Origin of the sequence: Agarivorans sp. QJM3NY_25, assembly GCF_050870875.2 — a bacterium.
Lineage (GTDB): Bacteria > Pseudomonadota > Gammaproteobacteria > Enterobacterales > Celerinatantimonadaceae > Agarivorans.
This window is the reverse complement of sequence record NZ_CP194041.2, coordinates 783,457-802,846: the sequence shown is the minus strand read 5'-3', so window position 1 is coordinate 802,846 and position 19,390 is coordinate 783,457. Positions and strand designations below refer to the sequence as shown.

The following is a 19,390-nucleotide window of genomic DNA, read 5'->3' as shown; positions in this document are numbered from 1 at the left end:
TGTTGCAATTAGTTAACTTTGGGCTTAGTCGGCGTCTGCGCTTGTTCGTCAGCTGATTTACTTGGACAAAAACTGGCACCTGAAGCACCTCTAAAACTAGAAAAAGCCATGTTATTTACCTCTACAACTTAACAAAATATTTGGTATTCGGCGCTCTGCCTAAACCCACAAATAAATTGTTGCAATAACAAGGCCAAGGCGTGGCAAAAACCAAATTTCACAAAAATATCTAATTCAATCAACAACAAAGTCAATACACAGCAGAATATACTCTTTTTTTGCGATTTTCCTAGCATGATATAAATAAAAATTGCAAAGGTATCTACACAGCTCAATAAACTGCGCTAACTAGGCGCAAAACATGCGCCAAAATGGAACATATCTCTACTTAGAGCGGCCATAACGTTGTTGGAGGGCATGATACAAATCTTGCTGGAAAGTTGCCGCCGTTGCATCCAGTTGAGTCATCAATTCAACCAGATGCTCGTTATCTTCGCGCCCATCCCATACTTTACGGTAAGTGCCTTGTTTATAACCGTTATCTTGTCGGAAAAAATTAAGTACATTTTTACTCACATACTGTTGATACAAGGATTGCCAATCCATTTTACAATCAAGGAGCAAGGCAGAAAACAGCCCGATACTGGTGCGTTTAGCTGCCGCTAAGCCGATCAACAGCTCTAACTTTTCGAGTAAATCAAGCTCAGTGAAGACGTAACTTTGGCCATCAAACTCAAGGCTTGTTTCAGCGATATTCGCAAAAATGGAATCCTCAGCCAAAGAATGCTTTCCCGCAAACTGCAGTAGTCGCTCTGACAACACAAAATGCCATATATCTACCAGCTCCATTTGCAGTTGTTCTAAATCACAGTGCTGTTTCTTCCACCATTTCCAACCATGGTGCTCAATGGCTTCTGCCCCTTCAATCACAACTGCGCGTAAAAATGGTGAGCGCGCCTGCAACCAATCTGGATTAACTTTAGTATTCATATCGTCTTGAAGCTGCAACATCACTTGCGCTTGAATTGCTTGTAGCATGATCGGTCCTTTAGATTAGTTAAAGAGGCTTTGCAGCCACGTTTTTGCCTTGCTCGCCGTCTGCTGGATACAGCCTTTCGCCAACTCGGCTTGACTGCTTGGTGCGGGTAACAAGACTGATTCGCCGCAACCCGCAATTGTAGGTCGCCCATCGCGGCTTGCAAAATGCACCCAACTCAATTGATCGGGTTGCATGGCTCGTAACGATTGCGGATAAGAGGTTTTTAAATAGGCAGCATAAACTGGCAGTGCCGCCGATGACCCAGTAACAGCAGCCGGTTTATTATCATCGCGCCCAACCCACACAGTCACAATTTCTCGTTGGTCGATCCCCACATACCAGCTATCACGTAAATCATTGGTGGTACCAGTTTTACCCGCCAAATCTACCTTAGGGATCCGCCATTTTAGTGAACGAGCAGTCCCACTGCGAGTCACTTGACTCATTGCATATAAAATCTGATAGTTGGCCATTTCCGACCAACGGCGCTGTGGCTCACTATCCGCTTTATATAAAACATGACCTTGGCCGTCATTCACTTGATGTACCGCGTACAACGGACGATACTCACCATCACCGCCTAGCGTTTGATAAAGTTGCGCCAACTGGTAAGGTGACAAACTGAGGCTTCCCAGCAGTAAGGCCGGGTAAGGTTTTGCTTTGGTCTCTAAACCCGCTTGTTGCAAAGTTTGTAATACCGAATTCACACCAAGCTCTAAACCTAAACGCACTGTCGGCACATTCAGCGACTCGGCTAAAGCACGAACTAACATCACCGGCTCACTAAACTGCTTATCGTAGTTATTTGGTTGCCAAGTTGAGCCATCATCTAGGCGTACCGATAAGGGGCTATTTTCCAATAATTCTCCCAATTGATGGCCTTGCTCTAAAGCGGTTAAATAAACGAAGGGTTTGACCAATGAGCCAATTTGCCGACGCGCATCTAAAGCCCGATTAAAACCATGGTCATTAGGCTCCCGACTGCCAATTAGCGCTCGAATTGCTCCGGTTTGTCGCTCACTAATCACCATCGCAGTTTGTAATTGTTTTTTGTGGCTCTTATCGAGTTGATTAAGTACTGCTTGCGCGGCACTCTGAGCATGCCGTTGCGATAAAGGATCGAGCGTAGTAAACACCTTCACCCCATTATAATTGCGCCAATTACTTGCATGTTGCTGTAGCTCGCGACGAACCAAAGAGACAAAGCCAGGGGTTTTTTGGTAACCCATACTACCGCGTTTACTCAAGCCAAGAGGCTGCTGTACCGCTTGTTTGTAATGCTTAGCAGTTAAAGTTCCTGCTTCGGCAAGAATACGTAGCACCAAGTCACGGCGCTCAGTGGCGCGTTGCGTATGACGCCAAGGATCGTAATAAGAAGGCCCCTTCACGATTGCCACTAATAACGCAACTTGTTCCACCGACAAATCACTCACCGGCTGGCCAAAGTAGAAATAGCTGGCTAAACCAACACCGTGTACCGCATTACTGCCATTTTGCCCCAGATAAACTTCGTTTAAGTAACTCTCAAGGATTTCATCCTTGCTATAACGAAAATCAATCAGCAAGGCCATATACGCTTCCTGTATTTTTCGCCAAAGCGTTCGTTCGCGAGTGAGAAAGAAATTTTTGGCTAGTTGCTGAGTGATGGTGCTGCCGCCTTGTACCGTGCGACCCGCTCGCAGGTTAACCAACATGGCTCGCGCGATGGCCATCATGGAAACCCCATCATGCTGATAAAAGTGCCGATCTTCGGTGAGGATCAGTGCTTGTTTCAGATTATCGGGGATCTCAGCCAGCGGCACAAATAAGCGATCTTCTTGCTCGGTCACATTTAAACGTTCTAGCAGCACTGGATCGAGACGTGTTTGTGCGATCTCTTCTCCGCTATCACGATGTTGAATTTTGGCCAAACGAGATGGACCAAAGGTAAGTAACATCGGTAACTCTGGCTCGACACCATCGGCAAAATCAAACTGCCGACGCACCACTTCTATTTTAGTTTTAGACACGGCGTACTCACCGCCATGTTTGGCCCGCTTCACCTTACGGTAATTCAGCAAGGCCAGCTCATCTTGCAACTCTTTACGACTTAAACGTAAACCGGGATAAAGCTGTAACTCTCGACCATATACAGCTGCTGGTAACTGCCATTTGTCACCGCTAAACCGTTGCTGAATTTTACCATCTAACAATACCCCCCAAGCTGCAATCAATAGGGTCGACACTAAAGCAAGTTTCCAGCTCAAAGAAAACAAACGTTTTTTTAAAGAAATCTTTTGACTACGAGATGGTTTCGCCTTGCTGCGTGCCCTTGATTTAGGCTTTGTTCGACTATTGGCCGCTTTTTTCTTAGCAGCCGGCTTCTTCGCACTCGCTTTTTTTGGGGTAGAAAGGGACACTTTTGGACTCATACTGCCTTACTGCTTTAATTGACGTTTGGTTTTATGGGTGGCTTGTGCCAGAACCGGATCATCGGGCCATGGGTGCTTAGGATAACGCCCTTTCATTTCTTTTTTTACTTCTATATAAGCTGATTGCCAAAAACTGGCTAAATCTTGGGTTCGCTGTAATGCTTTCCCGCCAGGGGATAATAGCTCCAGTGTCAAAGCGATTTTATTCCCCAGCCGTGGCGACTGCGGTTGGCCGAACATCTCTTGCAGTTTAATCGACACCATCGGCGCTTGCCCCAACTGATATCGAATGGTCGCTCGATTTCCCGAAGGCGCTAAATAGTGGATCGGCGCATATTGTTCCAGCTGCTGTTGCTGCTGCCAAGTGAGTCGCGATTTAAGTAACGCTAACCAATCAAGGTTTTTAAGTTGCTGCCAACTACGGCACGCTTGTAGATCCAGCAATAGCCACTGTTCAACCTCGGCGAGCAAGGCCTGCTCACTGTAATCGGGCCAAGCCAATTCACTAAACCACTGCTGAGCACAACATACCCGCTGTAACCATGCTTGGGCTCGTTCACCAATCGGTAACCAGGCAAAACCCTTACTATGTATTTGTTGCAACCAGGCTTGGCTAATTTGCCTAGGCTCAAAGCGAGTTGAAGGCTGTCGATGTAATACCAGTGCCCCCAGTTGTTTACGTTGCTCCGCAACAATTCGTTTCGCCGAATCAGACCAACTGCAATACAACTGAGTACTAAAACGCTCGGCTTGTCGGCTTTCAAGCTCAGCTAAATCAAGTGGACAAGCTAGCGCCAGCCGCGCTTGAGTACGTCCTTCTGGCCAATATAAATCAACCACCACCAACGCTTGCTGTTTCAGCAAGGGGTGTTGCTCATCCAATTCTAAACCAAACCCCGCGCTACAAGTATACGCCGTTCCTTGCCGCTTTAAGGCGATCCGATCAGGAAAAGCTTGGGCCAATAGTAAACCATCCCATTTGGCATCGATGGGGTCGGAAACCGTAACCTTAAAACGCTGAGCGAGCTGGCCAAGCTGCTGTTTATATTGTTGCTTCGCGGCGCCTTGTAAGTTAAGGATGGCTTGATTCGGTTCATCGGCTTTAATGGGTAAGTTCAATTCTAACAAGGCAACCAATTGGCAAGCTCGCCATACCAAGCCGGCTTGCGAAAACTGTTGCTGCCAGCACTGAGCTTGTTCAATAAGAGCAAACATACGCGGTCCAATTCCCGCTCGGCCAAGTCGCTCAGCCGTTGGGCTTAGCTGCCCTTGTGAGGTCATCAGTCCCAACTCAATCAACAGCTGCTCAGCCTGAGCTAAGTGGGCCGCAGGCGGCGCATCCAGCCAAGTTAACTCTGCCGCATTAGCCCCCCATTGCAGCAATTCGATCTGCAAACGACTCAATTCACTGCGACAAATTTCTGGGCTATTGGCAAAGGGACGATGATTTAACTGTTCTTCACTATATAAGCGATAACAGTGGCCCGCTTGCAAGCGTCCAGCCCTCCCCGCACGTTGGATAGCCGAAGCCTTGCAGATCATCTTGGTTTGCAGGCGGCTGGTTCCACTGCTTGCATGATAACTCGCCTGCCGCTCGAATCCACAGTCAATCACGCAGCTAATCCCATCGATGGTTAAACTCGTTTCAGCAATATTGGTCGCGAGTACCAATTTGCGCTTCCCTTGCGCGGGTGGTTGGATTGCCGCTTGCTGCTCAGCCAAGGACAACTGGCCATATAGGCAGTGCAGCTCTAGCTCAGCGGGCAGCTCAGCAGACAAATATTGAGCCACCTGACGAATTTCGCCGCTACCAGGCAAAAATACCAACAGATTCCCCACCTGCTCTGATACCGCCAGCATACAGCGTTGCGCCACACGTTCGCTCCATTGCCAATCGCGTGCTATCGGATGATAACTGTAAGTAATAGGAAAGCTACGCCCTTCACTCTCAAGTAATAAGGCATCGGGAAGGATTTGCTGTAAATGCTCACTTTCTAAAGTGGCCGACATTAACATCAACTTTAATTCAGGATTAAAAGCTTGCTGCACCTCCAAACTGAGCGCTAAACCTAAATCGGCGTGGAGACTACGCTCATGAAATTCATCGAAGATAAGCAACCCGACTCCGCTCAATTCAGGATCGCTTTGGATCAAACGAGTTAATACCCCTTCGGTCACAACCAATAACTGGGTATTCACTGACTGGCGGTTATCGCCGCGCATTTGATAACCAACCCGCTGACCAAGCGCTTCACCTAATTGGCTCGCCAAGTATTGGGCGATGTTGCGAGCCGCTAAACGACGGGGTTCCAGCATAATAATTTTCCCCTTGAAAGCGGCTTGTTGCAGCAACATCAAGGGCAGAGCTGTCGACTTGCCCGCTCCTGGCGGAGCACACACAATAAAGTTTTGCCGTAAACTGAACTGCTCTAACAAGGCAGGGAAAATCTGTGCTACCGGTAACGCACTCAAAGCAGCTCCTAAACTTAAATCATTATAAAACCTGCTTAGTTTAACCAATTCGCGCGATCGACCCAAGTAACGAACAACGAAGATACCACTACGCAAGCCAGCCGTGAAAATGCTAGCATCAAATCATCTCGAATCATTTACCGACAGTCAGCCCCATGCAATTTAAGCCACCTTTACAAGCCGCGATCCTACTCAAACGATATAAGCGCTTTCTAGCCGATGTAAGACTCGCCGACGGCAGCGAAACCACGATTTATTGTGCCAACACGGGGGCAATGACTGGCTGTGCCGAGCCAGGTAGCACCGTATGGTATAGCCAATCGAGTAACCTCAAACGCAAATACGCCCTCACTTGGGAACTCTGCCAAACAGCCAATAACGACATCATCTGCGTGAATACCGCTCAAGCCAACCACTTAGTCGAAGAAGCAATAAACAATCAGCAGATTGACGAACTGAAGGCTTACCCCAATATCCAACGCGAAGTGAAATATGGAAGCGAGAACAGTCGCGTCGATTTTTTACTGAGCGCTCCTGAAAAGCCACTATGCTATCTCGAAGTCAAGTCTTGCACTTTATTACAACAAGGAAAAGGCTACTTTCCCGATGCGGTTAGCCATCGGGGGCAAAAACATTTGCGAGAGTTAATGGCGATGAAACAACAGGGACATCGTGCGGTACTATTGTTTGCGGTACTCCACAGCGGTATTAACAATGTACAGGCTGCCGCTCACATCGATCCTCAATATGCAGCTTTGCTCGAACAAGCAAAACAACAAGGCGTGGAAATTCTAGCCTACAAGGCTAGTCTCAGCCCTCAGGCCTGTCTTTTACAACACCCATTAGCAAGCTATTAAATCACCCGCATATTGCAATATACGTGTATACTTATATTCACATATTGGTAACACGAAGCTAAGTAAACTCAAGCCAGACCATTCCTTACGGACCAACTTGATCCTTAGCGGCACCACTGCTGAATTGATCAACAGTGAGTCATTCTCCCTGACAAATATAGGAGCGGTTAATAAATCGACAAACAGTCCAAAATGTTTCACTGAGCTTAGGTGGCAATAGCAAATTCGTTTCATTTTATTTGCGGTAACTAATCCTTTCTGATATAGATACCCGCCTAAATTTACATCCTCGACTATTAAACGAATAAAGTCGTACGGAATTTGGGAGAGAAGTATGCCTGAAGGCAAAAAGAAAACACTAGGTGTGCTCTCTATCGCAGGGGTTGAACCTTATCAAGCTCAGCCTGGCGAAGAGTACATGAACGATGCTCAGATTGACCACTTCCGAATCATACTTGAAGCGTGGCGTAATCAACTTCGTGAAGAAGTCGATCGCACGGTTACCCACATGAAAGACGAAGCGGCTAATTTCCCTGATCCAGTTGACCGAGCGGCTCAAGAGGAAGAGTTCAGCCTTGAACTTCGAACTCGCGATCGCGAACGCAAACTGATCAAGAAAATCGAGAAGACCTTGCTCAAGATTGATGAAGACTTCGGTTTTTGTGATGCCTGTGGTGTCGAAATCGGGATCCGTCGTTTAGAAGCAAGACCCACAGCCGATCTGTGTATCGATTGTAAAACCCTAGCTGAGATCAAAGAGAAGCAGCTGGTAGGCTAGTTTATTCAAGTTTAGGCAGAGATGAGCTCAGTTTCGTTCTGCCTAAACTTATTAGCCATCACTTAACTATGGACACTAAGCCCTACGTAGGCCGCTTTGCACCCTCCCCTTCAGGCCCCTTGCATTTAGGCTCGCTGGTTGCCGCCCTTGGCAGTTATTTACAGGCCCGAAGCCACAATGGCCAATGGCTAGTCCGTATCGAAGATATTGATCCGCCCCGAGAGCAGCCCGGTGCCAGCAGCCTGATCTTAAGACAACTAGAACAGTTTTCGCTCTACTGGGACCAAACTGTATGCTACCAAAGCCAACGCTTAGACAGCTATCAACAATTCATCGACCAATGCTTACAAGACCACAAAGCTTATTTTTGCCAGTGCTCTCGCAAACAAATTAAAGCCGATGGCGGTTACTATTTAGGCCACTGTCGCCATAAACAACCCAAGCAAGGTGATTTAGCAACTCGCTTGATGACTGACCAGCCCATTTATCAATTTCAAGACGGTCTGTATGGCAAGGTCTCGATTACGCAAGCCTTAGCCGAAGAAGACTTCATCATTCAGCGACGTGATGGTTTGTACGCCTATAATCTTGCGGTAAGTTTGGATGACTACCAACAAGGTATTACCGAGGTGGTACGCGGTGCTGATCTGATCTTCACCACCGGACGCCAACTGAGCATTTTTAAATTACTAAAACAGCCAGCGCCACGTTATCTCCACCTTCCCCTGGTTTATGACGCACAAGGCCATAAGCTGAGTAAACAGAATCACGCGCCTTCAATTTCGGGCAAGCAAGCGCAACAACTGTTGCTGCATGCGCTAGGCTTTCTAGGACAAACGGTTGAAACGGGTTGGATTGAACTCAGTTGTGAACAAATATTGACCGAGGCAGTCATCAATTGGCAGCTAAAAACAATCCCTAAAACAGCGCTCCGCTAAAGTCGCTTAGGATTTCGAAGTCAACTTGGCTTCAAGTGGATACAAGAACAGCCATTAACGCTCACCAAGCCCTACACCGATAGACCTTCCCTTTAGCCTAAGAATTAAAAGCTCAGTCGTTAAGGCATTGAATAATACCAACCCGCATCAATCAACTGACTCTAAGCTTTGTCATCGGCGCTTACAGATAGCTCCTATCACTTATTTAGTCCCAACAGCGAGCTTATTTGCTTTGCCTCACGCCAAGCCATCGTACTGTTTTGTATAAAGAAGCAGCAAAGAGTGACCGGCTGGATAGACAAAGATCGACATGCTAGAACCGTGAATTGGTTGTATTTTTGTGTAAAAAAGCTATATTAGCGCCTTATTTTCACCATGTAGATAATGCGCGCTCAAGGGGGCACCCATTTTACGCAAACTCGCCAAAGTATATAAACGGATCATGCAAACCAATAGTGCCGAGCCGGCCAAACTGGTGCAACAAGTGATCCCGCGTGCCGAACACAATATTTCCCGTCAGGATATTAGTGAAAATGCACTCAAGGTATTATACCGTTTACATAAGTCTGGTTATAAAGCCTATTTAGTAGGTGGCGGCGTAAGGGATTTACTGCTCGGCAAACAACCTAAAGACTTCGACATTGCAACCAATGCGACACCAGAACAGATCAAAGCCTTATTCCGTAATTGCCGCTTAGTGGGTCGCCGTTTCCGTTTAGCACACATTTTATTTGGGCGCGATATTATCGAGGTTGCCACCTTCCGAGGCCATCACGATAGCGATGCTGCAAACAACGAATCGAAACGCAGTGAAGAAGGCATGCTGCTAAGAGATAACGTTTACGGTAGCGTTGAAGAAGATGCCGAGCGCAGAGATTTCACGGTGAACGCCTTATATTACAATATCGCCGATTTTTCAGTGGTCGACTTTGCTGGCGGAATTACCGATATTGCCGAACGACGCTTACAACTGATCGGCGAGCCGGAAACGCGTTATCGAGAAGATCCGGTGCGGATGCTCCGCGCGGTACGTTTTGCCGTTAAGCTCGATTTTAGTATTGCGCCAGAGAGCTTAGCCCCAATTGCTCAACATGGGCATCTACTAAAAGAGATCCCTTCCGCCCGCTTGTTTGAAGAATGCCTCAAATTATTTTTAAGCGGTGAAGGAAGAGATACCTTTAAGATGTTGGCCGAAACCCAACTTCTTTACCCATTATTCCCCTTACTCAAACCCTTATTACAGCAATGGGATGAAGAATCACCAGAACTACGCTTCATGCTTATGGCGCTAGCCAGCACCGATAAACGGGTAAATGGCGAGCAAAAAGTCACGCCAGCCTTCGTTTTCGCTGCTTTACTGTGGCCTTTATTGGAAATTAAGAAAGACGAGTTATTAATCGAATTATCACTTGGTGAGCATGATGCCTCTGCCATGGCGATGAACTGGTTACTAGAACAACAATGCAAGAGCGTCGCAATACCTAAACGTTTTACCACTGGTATTCGCGAAATTTGGCAGCTACAAGCAAGACTTGATCGTCGCTTCGGCAAGCGCGCCTTCCAAACCTTTGGTCATCCTCGTTTTAGAGCCGCCTTTGACTTCTTAGAATTACGCGCCAAGGCCACTCAAGAACCCAAATTATTGGAGCTTAGTCAATGGTGGCAACAATGGCAGCGCAGTAATGAGCAAGGTCGCAATACCATGGTGCGAGAACTCAATAAAACGTCTGCCCGCACCAAGAGCCGTCGTCGGCCCCGTAAGCCGAAAAAAACTGACGATTAACCATGGCTCGTTGTTATCTTGCCCTAGGCAGTAATCTAGTCGATCCACTTCATCAGGCAATAGCAGCTAGACGCGCACTGGCTGCTCATCCACAACTGAAATTAGTGGCTAGTTCATCCTTGTATCGCAGTCGCCCGATGGGACCACAGGACCAGCCCGATTATTTAAACGCAGTATTCAGTTTAGACACTTCCTTACAACCGCTTCAGCTACTCGATCTCACTCAATCCATCGAGCAACAACAAGGTCGAGTTCGCAAAAATCAACGTTGGGGACCACGCACCTTAGATCTCGATTTATTGCTCTACGCCAATCAAATCATCGATAGTCCCCGACTAACCGTACCGCACTATGGCATGAAGCAGCGAGAGTTTGTATTATTACCACTTGCTGAAATAGCCGTAGATTTATGCTTACCTGACGGGAGTCAGCTACTAAAATTAGCAGAATCTATCGATACTAACGGCTTACAAGTTTATAAACGTCCACTCGAATGGGCGTAAACAAAAAATTCACTAACAAATTTATGCCTATCTTGGTGTAAACGGTAACCTATTATGAGCAGAATAACGGTTTCTCAATTACAACAATTTAAACAGAATAACCAGAAATTCTCCTGTATCACCGCCTATGATGCGAGCTTTGCCGCGTTATTTGACCAACTTGGCATGCATCTGCTACTCGTAGGTGATTCACTAGGGATGGTACTACAAGGCCACCAAGATACCCTTGCAGTAACTGTTGATGAGATTGCCTATCATACCCGATGTGTGGCTCGAGGGAGTGACACCAGCATGATTGTTGCCGACCTTCCTTTCATGTCTTACGCCACACCCGAACAAAGCTACCAAAATGCCGCTAAGTTAATGCAGGCAGGCGCTCAAATGGTGAAGTTAGAAGGCGGAGAATGGCTGAGCCAAACCATCACAGGCCTTGTTGAGCGGGGGGTACCGGTTTGTGGTCATCTCGGTCTCACGCCACAATCGGTGCATGTATTTGGTGGTTATAAAGTACAGGGGCGAAGTGAACAACAAGCACAGCAAATGCTCGACCACGCCAAGCGCTTGGAAGCCGCTGGTATACAATTATTAGTATTAGAGTGTGTTCCATTGGCCTTAGCCCAGCAAATTACCGCCGCATTAACTATCCCTGTCATCGGTATCGGTGCTGGTAATGTAACTGATGGGCAAATTTTGGTGATGCACGATGCTTTTGGCGTTAGCAAGGGGCATATTCCCAAATTTTCGAAAAACTTTTTAGCCGAAACGGGGGATATCGCCAGTGCTGTTAGTCGTTACATCAAGCAAGTGGCTTCCGGAGAATTTCCCGGCACAGAGCAGAGCTTCAACTAAATGATTAAAGTCATTCAGCAACCCGACGAGTTACGCTCGCAATTAGATCATGTTCGCCACCAACAATTACGAATTGGTTTTGTCCCCACGATGGGCAACCTACATGCGGGTCACATCGCACTTGTCAAACGGGCGCAGACCGAATGTGACTATGTAGTGGTGTCTATTTTCGTGAATCCGCTACAGTTTAACAACCCCAATGATTTGGCAAACTATCCGCGCACCCTTGAGCAAGACTTAACAGCCTTAACGGCAGCTGGTGCAAACTTAGCATTTGTGCCAAGCCCTGAGACCTTGTATCCAAACGGCTTAGCCGAAGAAACCAAAGTTCAAGTCCCTGGTTTATCCACCATCTTAGAAGGGGCCTTGCGGCCTGGACATTTTGATGGTGTTTCGACCATCGTTTGTAAATTATTTAACTTAGTACAGCCTTCAGTGGCAATTTTTGGCGAGAAAGATTTTCAGCAATTAGCCTTGATCCGTAAGATGACACAAGACCTCCTGTTGCCAATCCAGATTATAGGGCTGGCTACGATACGAGAAACCGATGGACTCGCGATGAGTTCGCGTAATTCTCGACTAAGCCCAGAGCAACGCCAAGTGGCACCACAACTGGCCAAACAGATGTACACATTAGCCGAGCAATTAAGCTACGGCAACCAGCAATCGCTATCCATTCAAGCCAAACAACAGCTTGAACAACATGGTTTTATTTGTGACGGGATCGATATCGTTGACGCAGATACACTCGCTCCCTTAACGCCTCACTCACAACGTGCTGTTATTCTACTAGCGGCCTTTCTCGGGGAAGTTAGACTCATCGATAATTGCGTGATTGCGCTGAAACAAATCGTCAATTAATAGAGAGAAGTCCATGCAAACAACCATGCTTAAAGGCAAGTTACATCAGGCTCGTGTAACTCATGCAGAACTGAACTATGAAGGCTCCTGCGCCATCGATCAGGACATTTTGGATTTAGCCGGCATACTGGAATACGAGAAAATAGATATCTATAACATCGAGAATGGTGAACGTTTTTCAACATACGCCATTGCAGGCGAACGCGGCTCTAAAATCATTTCAGTGAATGGTGCCGCTGCCCGACGAGCCGCCGTCGGCGATCGCGTCATTATTTGTGCCTACGTAGGCCTTGATGCCAAACAAGTGCAGCAACATAAACCTTCATTGGTATACCTCAATCAGCACAATGATGTGGTTCGTACCAGTAAGGCGATTCCAGTGCAACTTAGCTAAGCTCAGGATTGTGCATTCCTTAAAAAAACGCACTAAATTAGTGCGTTTTTTATGAGTGGCCTCTCCGCAACACCGCGCTCAACAAGCAAATTAACACCCAAGACACAACAACCACACAGTTCACTAACATTTTGCAAAAAACTAGCGATATATATGGTGAGAAAGCCTTCATTCTAGATTATGGTTTGCTTTTTGCTAAGATCCTTCTAGTTCGGTTTCTGGCACAGGAGCGCAGCGGTGCTGAGTGTATGGTTTGTGATATTGAGTTTATTCGTCGTAGCAGTCATTCCTATTCCTGCAATTATCCGTGCTCGTCGCGGTGTAGCACAGCAACAACGGGCCAAATACCAACGGCTGATCCTGTCGCTAGATCGGAATCTACGACGCCATTGGCGCCTGCAAGCACAACAACTGGCTCAATCACGACTTCCCAGTGTGGCACTCGCAAGCACCAAACAACAAATAGACGAAACCTTGGTGTTATTAAATACCAAGATAAATAACCAGTATTATGAAGAATTTAATGATCTTATGCTGCATTGGCACAAACTTAATCGGCGCCAGCAATTACCGCAACTACGCTATCACCACCAGCAAATGCTACGACTTTGCCAAGACTCTCTCAATCACGCTTTAAAATAAAATCATCAAAAAGGAATGGTCTTTGCTTTATCCGATAAACAACAGCATCAGTGTTCATCCCAGCAAGGACTATACATGCGTAGAGCAAGGGCTATTTTCTACTTATTTTTATTTAGTCATCTACTAGTCATCAGTTTGAGTCTACTGATATTACTGCAATATCATTCGCAACTCAGCCTTAGTATGGTATCCGTTAACATCGTATTCGCCATCGCCAACCTGTACTTACTTAAACTGCTGACCGCCCATGTACAACACCCCGTAGAGGAACACAGTAAAGGTTTTGCGGCATACTTCTTTCACAATACCCGTTATCAACAATTAGATCTGATGAGACAACAGCAACGCCAAGTTGCCCAACACCAAGACGCCCTTGCGGAAATTAGCCACTGCTCCAAAGAGCTCTCTCAACAAGCGCAGTCGGTCGCTCGCGGGGCACTACAACAGGCCGCCGCGAGTGAGGCCTCGGCAAGCGCAGTGATTGAAATGAGTCAAAGTATCAAAGATGTCGCTGAACAGGTAAAAAACGTGGCAAGCGCGAGTACTGAAGCAAAACACTACTCAGAGCTCGGCCAAAAGGCGGCTCTAAGCGCTCAAAAAGTCACTGAAAAAATGGTCCACAAGGGCACCACTAGCCTCAATAAGGTCACTCAACTTCATCAACAATCACATACTGTCAGTCATATTTCTAAAACCATCGAAGAGATAGCCGAGCAAACTAATTTACTTGCCTTAAATGCATCGATTGAAGCTGCGCGGGCTGGCGAACATGGGCGAGGATTTACCATTGTCGCCGATGAGGTTCGAAAATTAGCGAAGCGCAGTTACCAATCGGCGAATGAAATTAGCAGTAGTATGAAAGATGTGAAAACCAATATCGATGAATTACTAGAATCTATCACTGAACTGGCCGAACAGGCGCAGCAGATCCAGCACACCGTTGATGATTCACGCCAGCAGTTACTTGCCATTTTCGATAAGAATCAACAATTACAAACACAAATAGCCATCATCGCCAGCAATAGTGAGCAACAATATACAGCCACTATAGAACTGTCCAAAAACATTAATCAAGTGGCTGATTCCGCGCGGCAAAATACCTCTAGCGCAGAACAAAGCGCCGATATTGCACAACACCTTAGCGTGTTAAGTCAGCAAGGAGCGTAACATGAATACCAGCGCGATTATCGCCATCAGTGTCTTAAGCATCATTGCTCTGGGGCTCAGCCTCTCCTGGCTGCTAGGCAAACAACACAGCCAACAGCAATATGCTGGGCTAAATACTTTAAAACAACTCAAAAATCTGCTCGTTGCTTTACAAAAGCACCGTGGATTGAGCTCTGCGATCTTAAAAGGGAATACTCAAGCAGAAGCTGAGCTTGCCACACAACAACAGCAAATTCGCCGCTATCAAAGCACCCTCTGCGAAGATCAGTTCATCGCCGAGCAAGCTCGTTGGGACAGCTTTAGTCAACACTGGCAAAGCCTGCAACACAGTTGGCAGAATAACAATTTAGAAAATAATATCGCTCAACATAGCCTAATGATTAAAAACCTACTGTTTTTAGCCCAAGATTTAGCTGGTTTTTACAGCTTGGCCAACCTCAGTAAGCAGCATAAAAATATCGATTTTCTCTGGTTTGAACTATTGGAAACCGCTGAATCTATCGGCCAAGCAAGAGCGCTTGGCTCAGGCTTGGCCGCTGCCAATCAAAGCAGCAGCGTCGAGCGGATCCGCTTAGCATTTTTACACAACAAGATTGCCCAAATAGATGCACATTCTCTCAATCACTTTGCCGATAGTTTCATTCCACAGGATCCCAGTTATCAACCTTTACTAGAAAAACTGCTTCAGACCATTCAGCTAGAACTCATTAACAAACCTCGACCAACCATCAATGTTGCCGATTATTTTCAGCAGGCTAGCGCCGTATTAGATGGGCTATACCAGCTATTTGATGCAGGAATAGCCCATTTGGAAGCAAACCAGACGACGAAACATTAAGCCGATAACTGGCTGCGTAACTGCCATAAGCCTTGCCCACTATTTTGATATTTGCGCTCGAAAGCGGTCATCGGTGTTTCGGTTTGATAAGGGAGAATTTGACTACTGTAACCCGCTAATTGTAAGGCCATTTGAAATTCATCTAAATAGGTCTGCCAATTACTACGCAGCTCTAACTGCCCGCCAAGTTTTAGGAGGTAGGGGAACACCGCGCTCCCATGCCAGCGCCGCTGCAGATGCCGCGACTTTGGCCAAGGATTGGGATATAACAAATAGTGATGGCTTGGCTGCCAGCCAGCTTCACAAGCCAAACGCCAAAAATCGTTTAAATCGACTTGTAGCAAAATATAATTTTGCCCGGCTTGGTCAAAATGCGCTTGGTGCTTGGTTAAGCGGTGAGCCGACTTATCTAAGCCAACAACCAAGGCCTCTGGATGAAGTTGAGCAAGCGCAGCCGTACTCAGTCCGGTACCGCAACAAGAATCCAATATCAGTGGGCGGTCTGCAGCAGCAAGCTGCTTTTCTAAATTCAAGAACGCTTCTAAGGTGTGCTGTTGATAAGGCTTTTGGAAGGGCTGCTGTAAGTGGCGTCGCACCACTTTTTGCAAATTCTCGTGAATACCTTGTTGATTAGAGCTAACACTGCGAGAATTCCCCTCCATTATGACCTCAAACCATAACCACGTTTAATTAAAATAAATGCCCATGTATACAAGATAGCAATCGACGCTAATATCATCGTATACGATAGCACTAGCGAAACATCACTAATACCCAGAAAACCGAAACGGAAAGCATTCACCATATAAACAATAGGGTTCACTTGTGATAAGCCCTGCCAAAAGCTTGGCAACAAACTAATTGAATAAAAGACGCCACCTAAGTAAGTCAGTGGCGTCAAAATAAAGGTAGGAATAATACTGATATCATCGAAGCTATTGGCATAGATGGCATTAATCAACCCCCCTAAAGAAAACAAAATGGAAGTGAGTAGTACTGTGAAAATAATGGCCGCTACACTATGCAGGTGCAAAGGTACAAAAAACAGCGAGACCATGGTCACAAGGAAGCCGACACATAAACCTCGCACCACGCCACCGCCCACAAAACCTAAAATAATAATATAATTTGGTACTGGCGCGACCAATAACTCCTCAATATTACGTTGAAACTTACAGCTAAAAAATGACGACGCCACATTGGAATAGGAATTGGTAATCACCGACATCATGATCAAACCTGGCACGATGAACTGCATATAACTATAGCCGCCCATTTCACCGATTCTCGAACCAATCAAGTTACCAAAAATAACAAAATATAAACTCATGGTGATCGCTGGAGGTACTAGAGTTTGCACCCAAATTCGACCAAAACGAATGACCTCTTTGGTTAAAATACTACTCAGCGCAGTCCAATATAAGCTTAAATTCATGCTTGTCTCCCATCAGCGACTAAGTTGACAAACAATTCTTCCAAACGGTTCGCCTTATTGCGCATACTTTTCACCACAATGCCTGCTTCATCAAGCAAACGGAACACTGCATTCAGGCCCTGTTGTTTTTCAACATCCACTTCTAACGTATGAGCATCGGTTACTCGAGTGGCGAAACCATTTAATGCCACCGTTTCGATCCCATCTTCAATATCAAAAATAAAAGTTTCGATGTTTAAATTAGACAACAATTGCTTCATCGAAGTGTTTTCAACCAACTGCCCCTTATCGATGATACCAATGTTACGGCAGAGCATTTCCGCCTCTTCCAAATAGTGAGTCGTAAGAATGATCGTAATGCCTTGAGCATTGAGTCGCTGAAGAAAAGCCCACATCGAACGTCTTAACTCAATATCAACCCCAGCGGTCGGCTCATCTAAAATAAGAAGTTTAGGCTCATGCATCAATGCCCGTGCGATCATCAAGCGTCGCTTCATCCCGCCAGAGAGTTCGCGAGCACGTGCATCGCGTTTTTCCCACAAATCCAGTTGAGAAAGATAAGTTTGCGCACGCTTCATCGCCAGTGCTCGGGGAACCCCATAATAACCAGCTTGATTGACCACAATCTGTAGTACTGTTTCAAACTGATTGAAATTAAATTCTTGTGGTACTAGTCCAACAAAAGATTTAGCCGCTTCTAAGTCGTGATCGATATCGTGACCAAAAATTTTCACGCTACCGGCTGATTTATTCACCAATGAAGTAATGATGCCAATCGTGGTCGACTTCCCCGCTCCGTTAGGTCCCAAAAGTGCAAAAAAATCTCCCTGCTCTACCGATAAATCAAACCCTTTTACCGCCTGAACACCACCGGGGTACGTTTTTTGTAAACCTTGAATTGCTAATGCCTGCATAATCACTACTTAAATGAAGATAAAAGATGGGCCCCTAGGCCCGAAGATAGTTGGCTTAATCTAGCGGAATAACTTTGCCTACATAAGGTAAATTGCGATAGTACTGGTCAAAATCAAGTCCATAACCAATAACAAATTCATCGGGAATAGAAAAACCAATCCAATCAACAGGCACTTCAACTTCTCGACGTGAAGGCTTATCCAATAATGTACAAATAGCCACACTGTTTGGTTCACGCAAGGACAGCATCTCTTTAACCTTGTTCAGAGTGTTGCCCGTATCAATAATGTCTTCGACAATGATCACATCACAGCCTTTAATGTCATCATCTAAATCTTTCAATACTCGAACATCACGAGTACTGACCATGCTACTACCGTAACTCGATACAGTCATAAAATCGAAGGTTAGCTTGCGATCAATCTTACGAGCCAGATCAGAAAGAAAAATACATGAGCCGCGTAACAACCCAATAAGTACTAATTTTCGGTCAGTGGGGTAAGCGGCATTTATCTGCTCTCCAATAGCCGTTACTCGTTGTGCAATATCTTGCTCACTGATCATTTCTTCTACGCGATGTTTCATAACTCTGACCTATTAATAAACTGATTTCCATCAGTAAAAACTTGGATAAACCGGACCTAAAAAATACATAAACACACGATATTTCAATGAATTAACAAAAAAATCATTAGTTACTTATGTCAGTAACTATTAATTAGCTTGTAAATACACTATGATTTAGCTGAAGGTATTCGCATGTTCGTGTATGTTTCAGCACTGAACGCCATATTTTAGATGATTTTTGTCTGAAATGGTAAGCAACAAATGCCTCATAAAAAATAATAATTGAAACAACAAACGCGAGAACTAAAATATGCAAACTAGCACCTTAAGACGCCGTACTCGGCTGTCGCCTGAAGTACGTCGTAAACAGCTCATGCAATGCGCTGTTGAAATTTTCGCCCGCCGTGGTATCGGTCGTGCAGGTCATGCGGAAATCGCAGAACTTGCAAATGTATCGGTCGCAACGGTTTTTAATTACTTTAATACCCGCGAAGACTTAGTTGATGCCGTTTTATCGGAAGTAGAGCAAACCATGTTAGGCGTAGTTGAACAAACTTATCCTAGCGATGAAAATGCCATTACTGCCGTTCAGCACCATCTATCAGCACTTGTTGAATTGGTTTACACCAACTCGGATGTCATTCACATTTGGTTAGAGTGGAGTTCTTCGGTACGCGAAGATGTTTGGCCACGCTTCAGTAATGTAATGGCTAAAATCAATCAACAAATTGGTGAAAGTATTCAAGCTGGTTTCGACAACAATGAAATTAGCAGTGCCTTGAATGCCTTACAAGCGGCTCAAACGATTAATGCAGGTTTGTACCTAGCGGTACAAATGATTAATCGTCCAGACAGCCCAGAGCGCCAAGAAGTGGTCGACTTTCTTAACGACTTTGTATTGTCGTTATTACGCCCACCGGGTCAGTAACTAAAAACGATCA

Annotated in this window: 19 protein-coding genes; 12 read left to right on the top strand and 7 right to left on the bottom strand. The window is 45.8% G+C overall.

Annotated features, from left to right (window positions below; all coding sequences use genetic code 11):
- Positions 1-384: 384 nt before the first annotated feature.
- From ACRRSW_RS03620 to hrpB, 3 genes are read right to left on the bottom strand one after another with little or no spacing between them, the layout of a single operon-like run.
- Positions 385-1,038, bottom strand: a complete 654-nt coding sequence (locus ACRRSW_RS03620) for a dUTP diphosphatase (RefSeq protein ID WP_432454572.1) — start codon at positions 1,036-1,038, stop codon at positions 385-387.
- 15 nt (positions 1,039-1,053) lie between these two features.
- Complete coding sequence (gene mrcB / locus ACRRSW_RS03615; RefSeq protein WP_432454573.1) at positions 1,054-3,450, bottom strand: penicillin-binding protein 1B; 2,397 nt, start codon at positions 3,448-3,450, stop codon at positions 1,054-1,056.
- A gap of 6 nt (positions 3,451-3,456) precedes the next feature.
- Positions 3,457-5,922 (bottom strand): ATP-dependent helicase HrpB, encoded by a 2,466-nt coding sequence (gene hrpB, locus ACRRSW_RS03610; protein ID WP_432460891.1) that lies wholly within the window; start codon positions 5,920-5,922, stop codon positions 3,457-3,459.
- A gap of 155 nt (positions 5,923-6,077) precedes the next feature.
- Between hrpB and sfsA the strand changes: the two genes are divergently transcribed.
- The 11 genes from sfsA (at position 6,078) to ACRRSW_RS03555 (ending at position 15,532) form a co-directional block, all read left to right on the top strand.
- Entirely contained in the window at positions 6,078-6,779 is a 702-nt protein-coding gene (gene sfsA / locus ACRRSW_RS03605) for a DNA/RNA nuclease SfsA (protein WP_432454575.1), read from the top strand.
- 334 nt (positions 6,780-7,113) lie between these two features.
- Positions 7,114-7,557, top strand: coding sequence for an RNA polymerase-binding protein DksA (gene dksA, locus ACRRSW_RS03600; protein ID WP_432454576.1), 444 nt, complete (start codon positions 7,114-7,116; stop codon positions 7,555-7,557).
- Positions 7,558-7,625: 68 nt separating this feature from the next.
- Positions 7,626-8,495 carry a tRNA glutamyl-Q(34) synthetase GluQRS gene (gluQRS, locus tag ACRRSW_RS03595; protein ID WP_432460890.1) on the top strand — a complete coding sequence of 290 codons (870 nt, stop codon included), beginning with the start codon at positions 7,626-7,628 and terminating at the stop codon, positions 8,493-8,495.
- A gap of 442 nt (positions 8,496-8,937) precedes the next feature.
- Positions 8,938-10,278, top strand: coding sequence for a polynucleotide adenylyltransferase PcnB (pcnB, locus tag ACRRSW_RS03590; RefSeq protein WP_432454578.1), 1,341 nt, complete (start codon positions 8,938-8,940; stop codon positions 10,276-10,278).
- A gap of 2 nt (positions 10,279-10,280) precedes the next feature.
- The gene (gene folK, locus ACRRSW_RS03585; protein WP_432454579.1) at positions 10,281-10,781 is read left to right on the top strand and encodes a 2-amino-4-hydroxy-6-hydroxymethyldihydropteridine diphosphokinase; all 501 of its coding nucleotides are present in this window, start codon (positions 10,281-10,283) and stop codon (positions 10,779-10,781) included.
- A 54-nt stretch (positions 10,782-10,835) separates the two neighbouring features.
- Positions 10,836-11,630: a 3-methyl-2-oxobutanoate hydroxymethyltransferase gene (panB, locus tag ACRRSW_RS03580; RefSeq protein ID WP_432454580.1), complete on the top strand. Its 795-nt coding sequence runs from the start codon at positions 10,836-10,838 to the stop codon at positions 11,628-11,630.
- Positions 11,631-12,491, top strand: a complete 861-nt coding sequence (panC, locus tag ACRRSW_RS03575) for a pantoate--beta-alanine ligase (RefSeq protein ID WP_432454581.1) — start codon at positions 11,631-11,633, stop codon at positions 12,489-12,491. It begins immediately after the preceding gene.
- Positions 12,492-12,504: 13 nt separating this feature from the next.
- The gene (panD, locus tag ACRRSW_RS03570) at positions 12,505-12,885 is read left to right on the top strand and encodes an aspartate 1-decarboxylase (protein WP_432454582.1); all 381 of its coding nucleotides are present in this window, start codon (positions 12,505-12,507) and stop codon (positions 12,883-12,885) included.
- A gap of 237 nt (positions 12,886-13,122) precedes the next feature.
- Complete coding sequence (locus tag ACRRSW_RS03565) at positions 13,123-13,527, top strand: hypothetical protein (RefSeq protein ID WP_432454583.1); 405 nt, start codon at positions 13,123-13,125, stop codon at positions 13,525-13,527.
- A 75-nt stretch (positions 13,528-13,602) separates the two neighbouring features.
- A complete protein-coding gene (locus ACRRSW_RS03560) occupies positions 13,603-14,694 on the top strand; it encodes a methyl-accepting chemotaxis protein (RefSeq protein ID WP_432454584.1) in 1,092 nt (363 codons plus the stop codon).
- A gap of 1 nt (position 14,695) precedes the next feature.
- Positions 14,696-15,532: a nitrate- and nitrite sensing domain-containing protein gene (locus ACRRSW_RS03555; protein ID WP_432454585.1), complete on the top strand. Its 837-nt coding sequence runs from the start codon at positions 14,696-14,698 to the stop codon at positions 15,530-15,532.
- On the opposite strand, the gene trmB is transcribed toward ACRRSW_RS03555, so the two are convergent.
- From trmB to hpt, 4 genes are read right to left on the bottom strand one after another with little or no spacing between them, the layout of a single operon-like run.
- On the bottom strand, positions 15,529-16,197 hold the full coding sequence (gene trmB, locus ACRRSW_RS03550) for a tRNA (guanine(46)-N(7))-methyltransferase TrmB (RefSeq protein ID WP_432461093.1): 669 nt from the start codon (positions 16,195-16,197) through the stop codon (positions 15,529-15,531). The genes ACRRSW_RS03555 and trmB overlap by 4 nt on opposite strands.
- Positions 16,194-16,967: an ABC transporter permease gene (locus ACRRSW_RS03545; RefSeq protein ID WP_432454586.1), complete on the bottom strand. Its 774-nt coding sequence runs from the start codon at positions 16,965-16,967 to the stop codon at positions 16,194-16,196. The genes trmB and ACRRSW_RS03545 overlap by 4 nt, the downstream gene beginning before the upstream one ends.
- Positions 16,964-17,881 carry an ABC transporter ATP-binding protein gene (locus ACRRSW_RS03540; protein WP_432454587.1) on the bottom strand — a complete coding sequence of 306 codons (918 nt, stop codon included), beginning with the start codon at positions 17,879-17,881 and terminating at the stop codon, positions 16,964-16,966. Before ACRRSW_RS03540 ends, ACRRSW_RS03545 begins: the two co-directional genes overlap by 4 nt.
- A gap of 55 nt (positions 17,882-17,936) precedes the next feature.
- A complete protein-coding gene (gene hpt / locus ACRRSW_RS03535) occupies positions 17,937-18,467 on the bottom strand; it encodes a hypoxanthine phosphoribosyltransferase (RefSeq protein ID WP_432454588.1) in 531 nt (176 codons plus the stop codon).
- A gap of 292 nt (positions 18,468-18,759) precedes the next feature.
- Here hpt and ACRRSW_RS03530 point away from each other — a divergent pair, with 292 nt between their 5' ends.
- The gene (locus tag ACRRSW_RS03530; RefSeq protein WP_432454589.1) at positions 18,760-19,377 is read left to right on the top strand and encodes a TetR/AcrR family transcriptional regulator; all 618 of its coding nucleotides are present in this window, start codon (positions 18,760-18,762) and stop codon (positions 19,375-19,377) included.
- Positions 19,378-19,390: the final 13 nt, after the last annotated feature.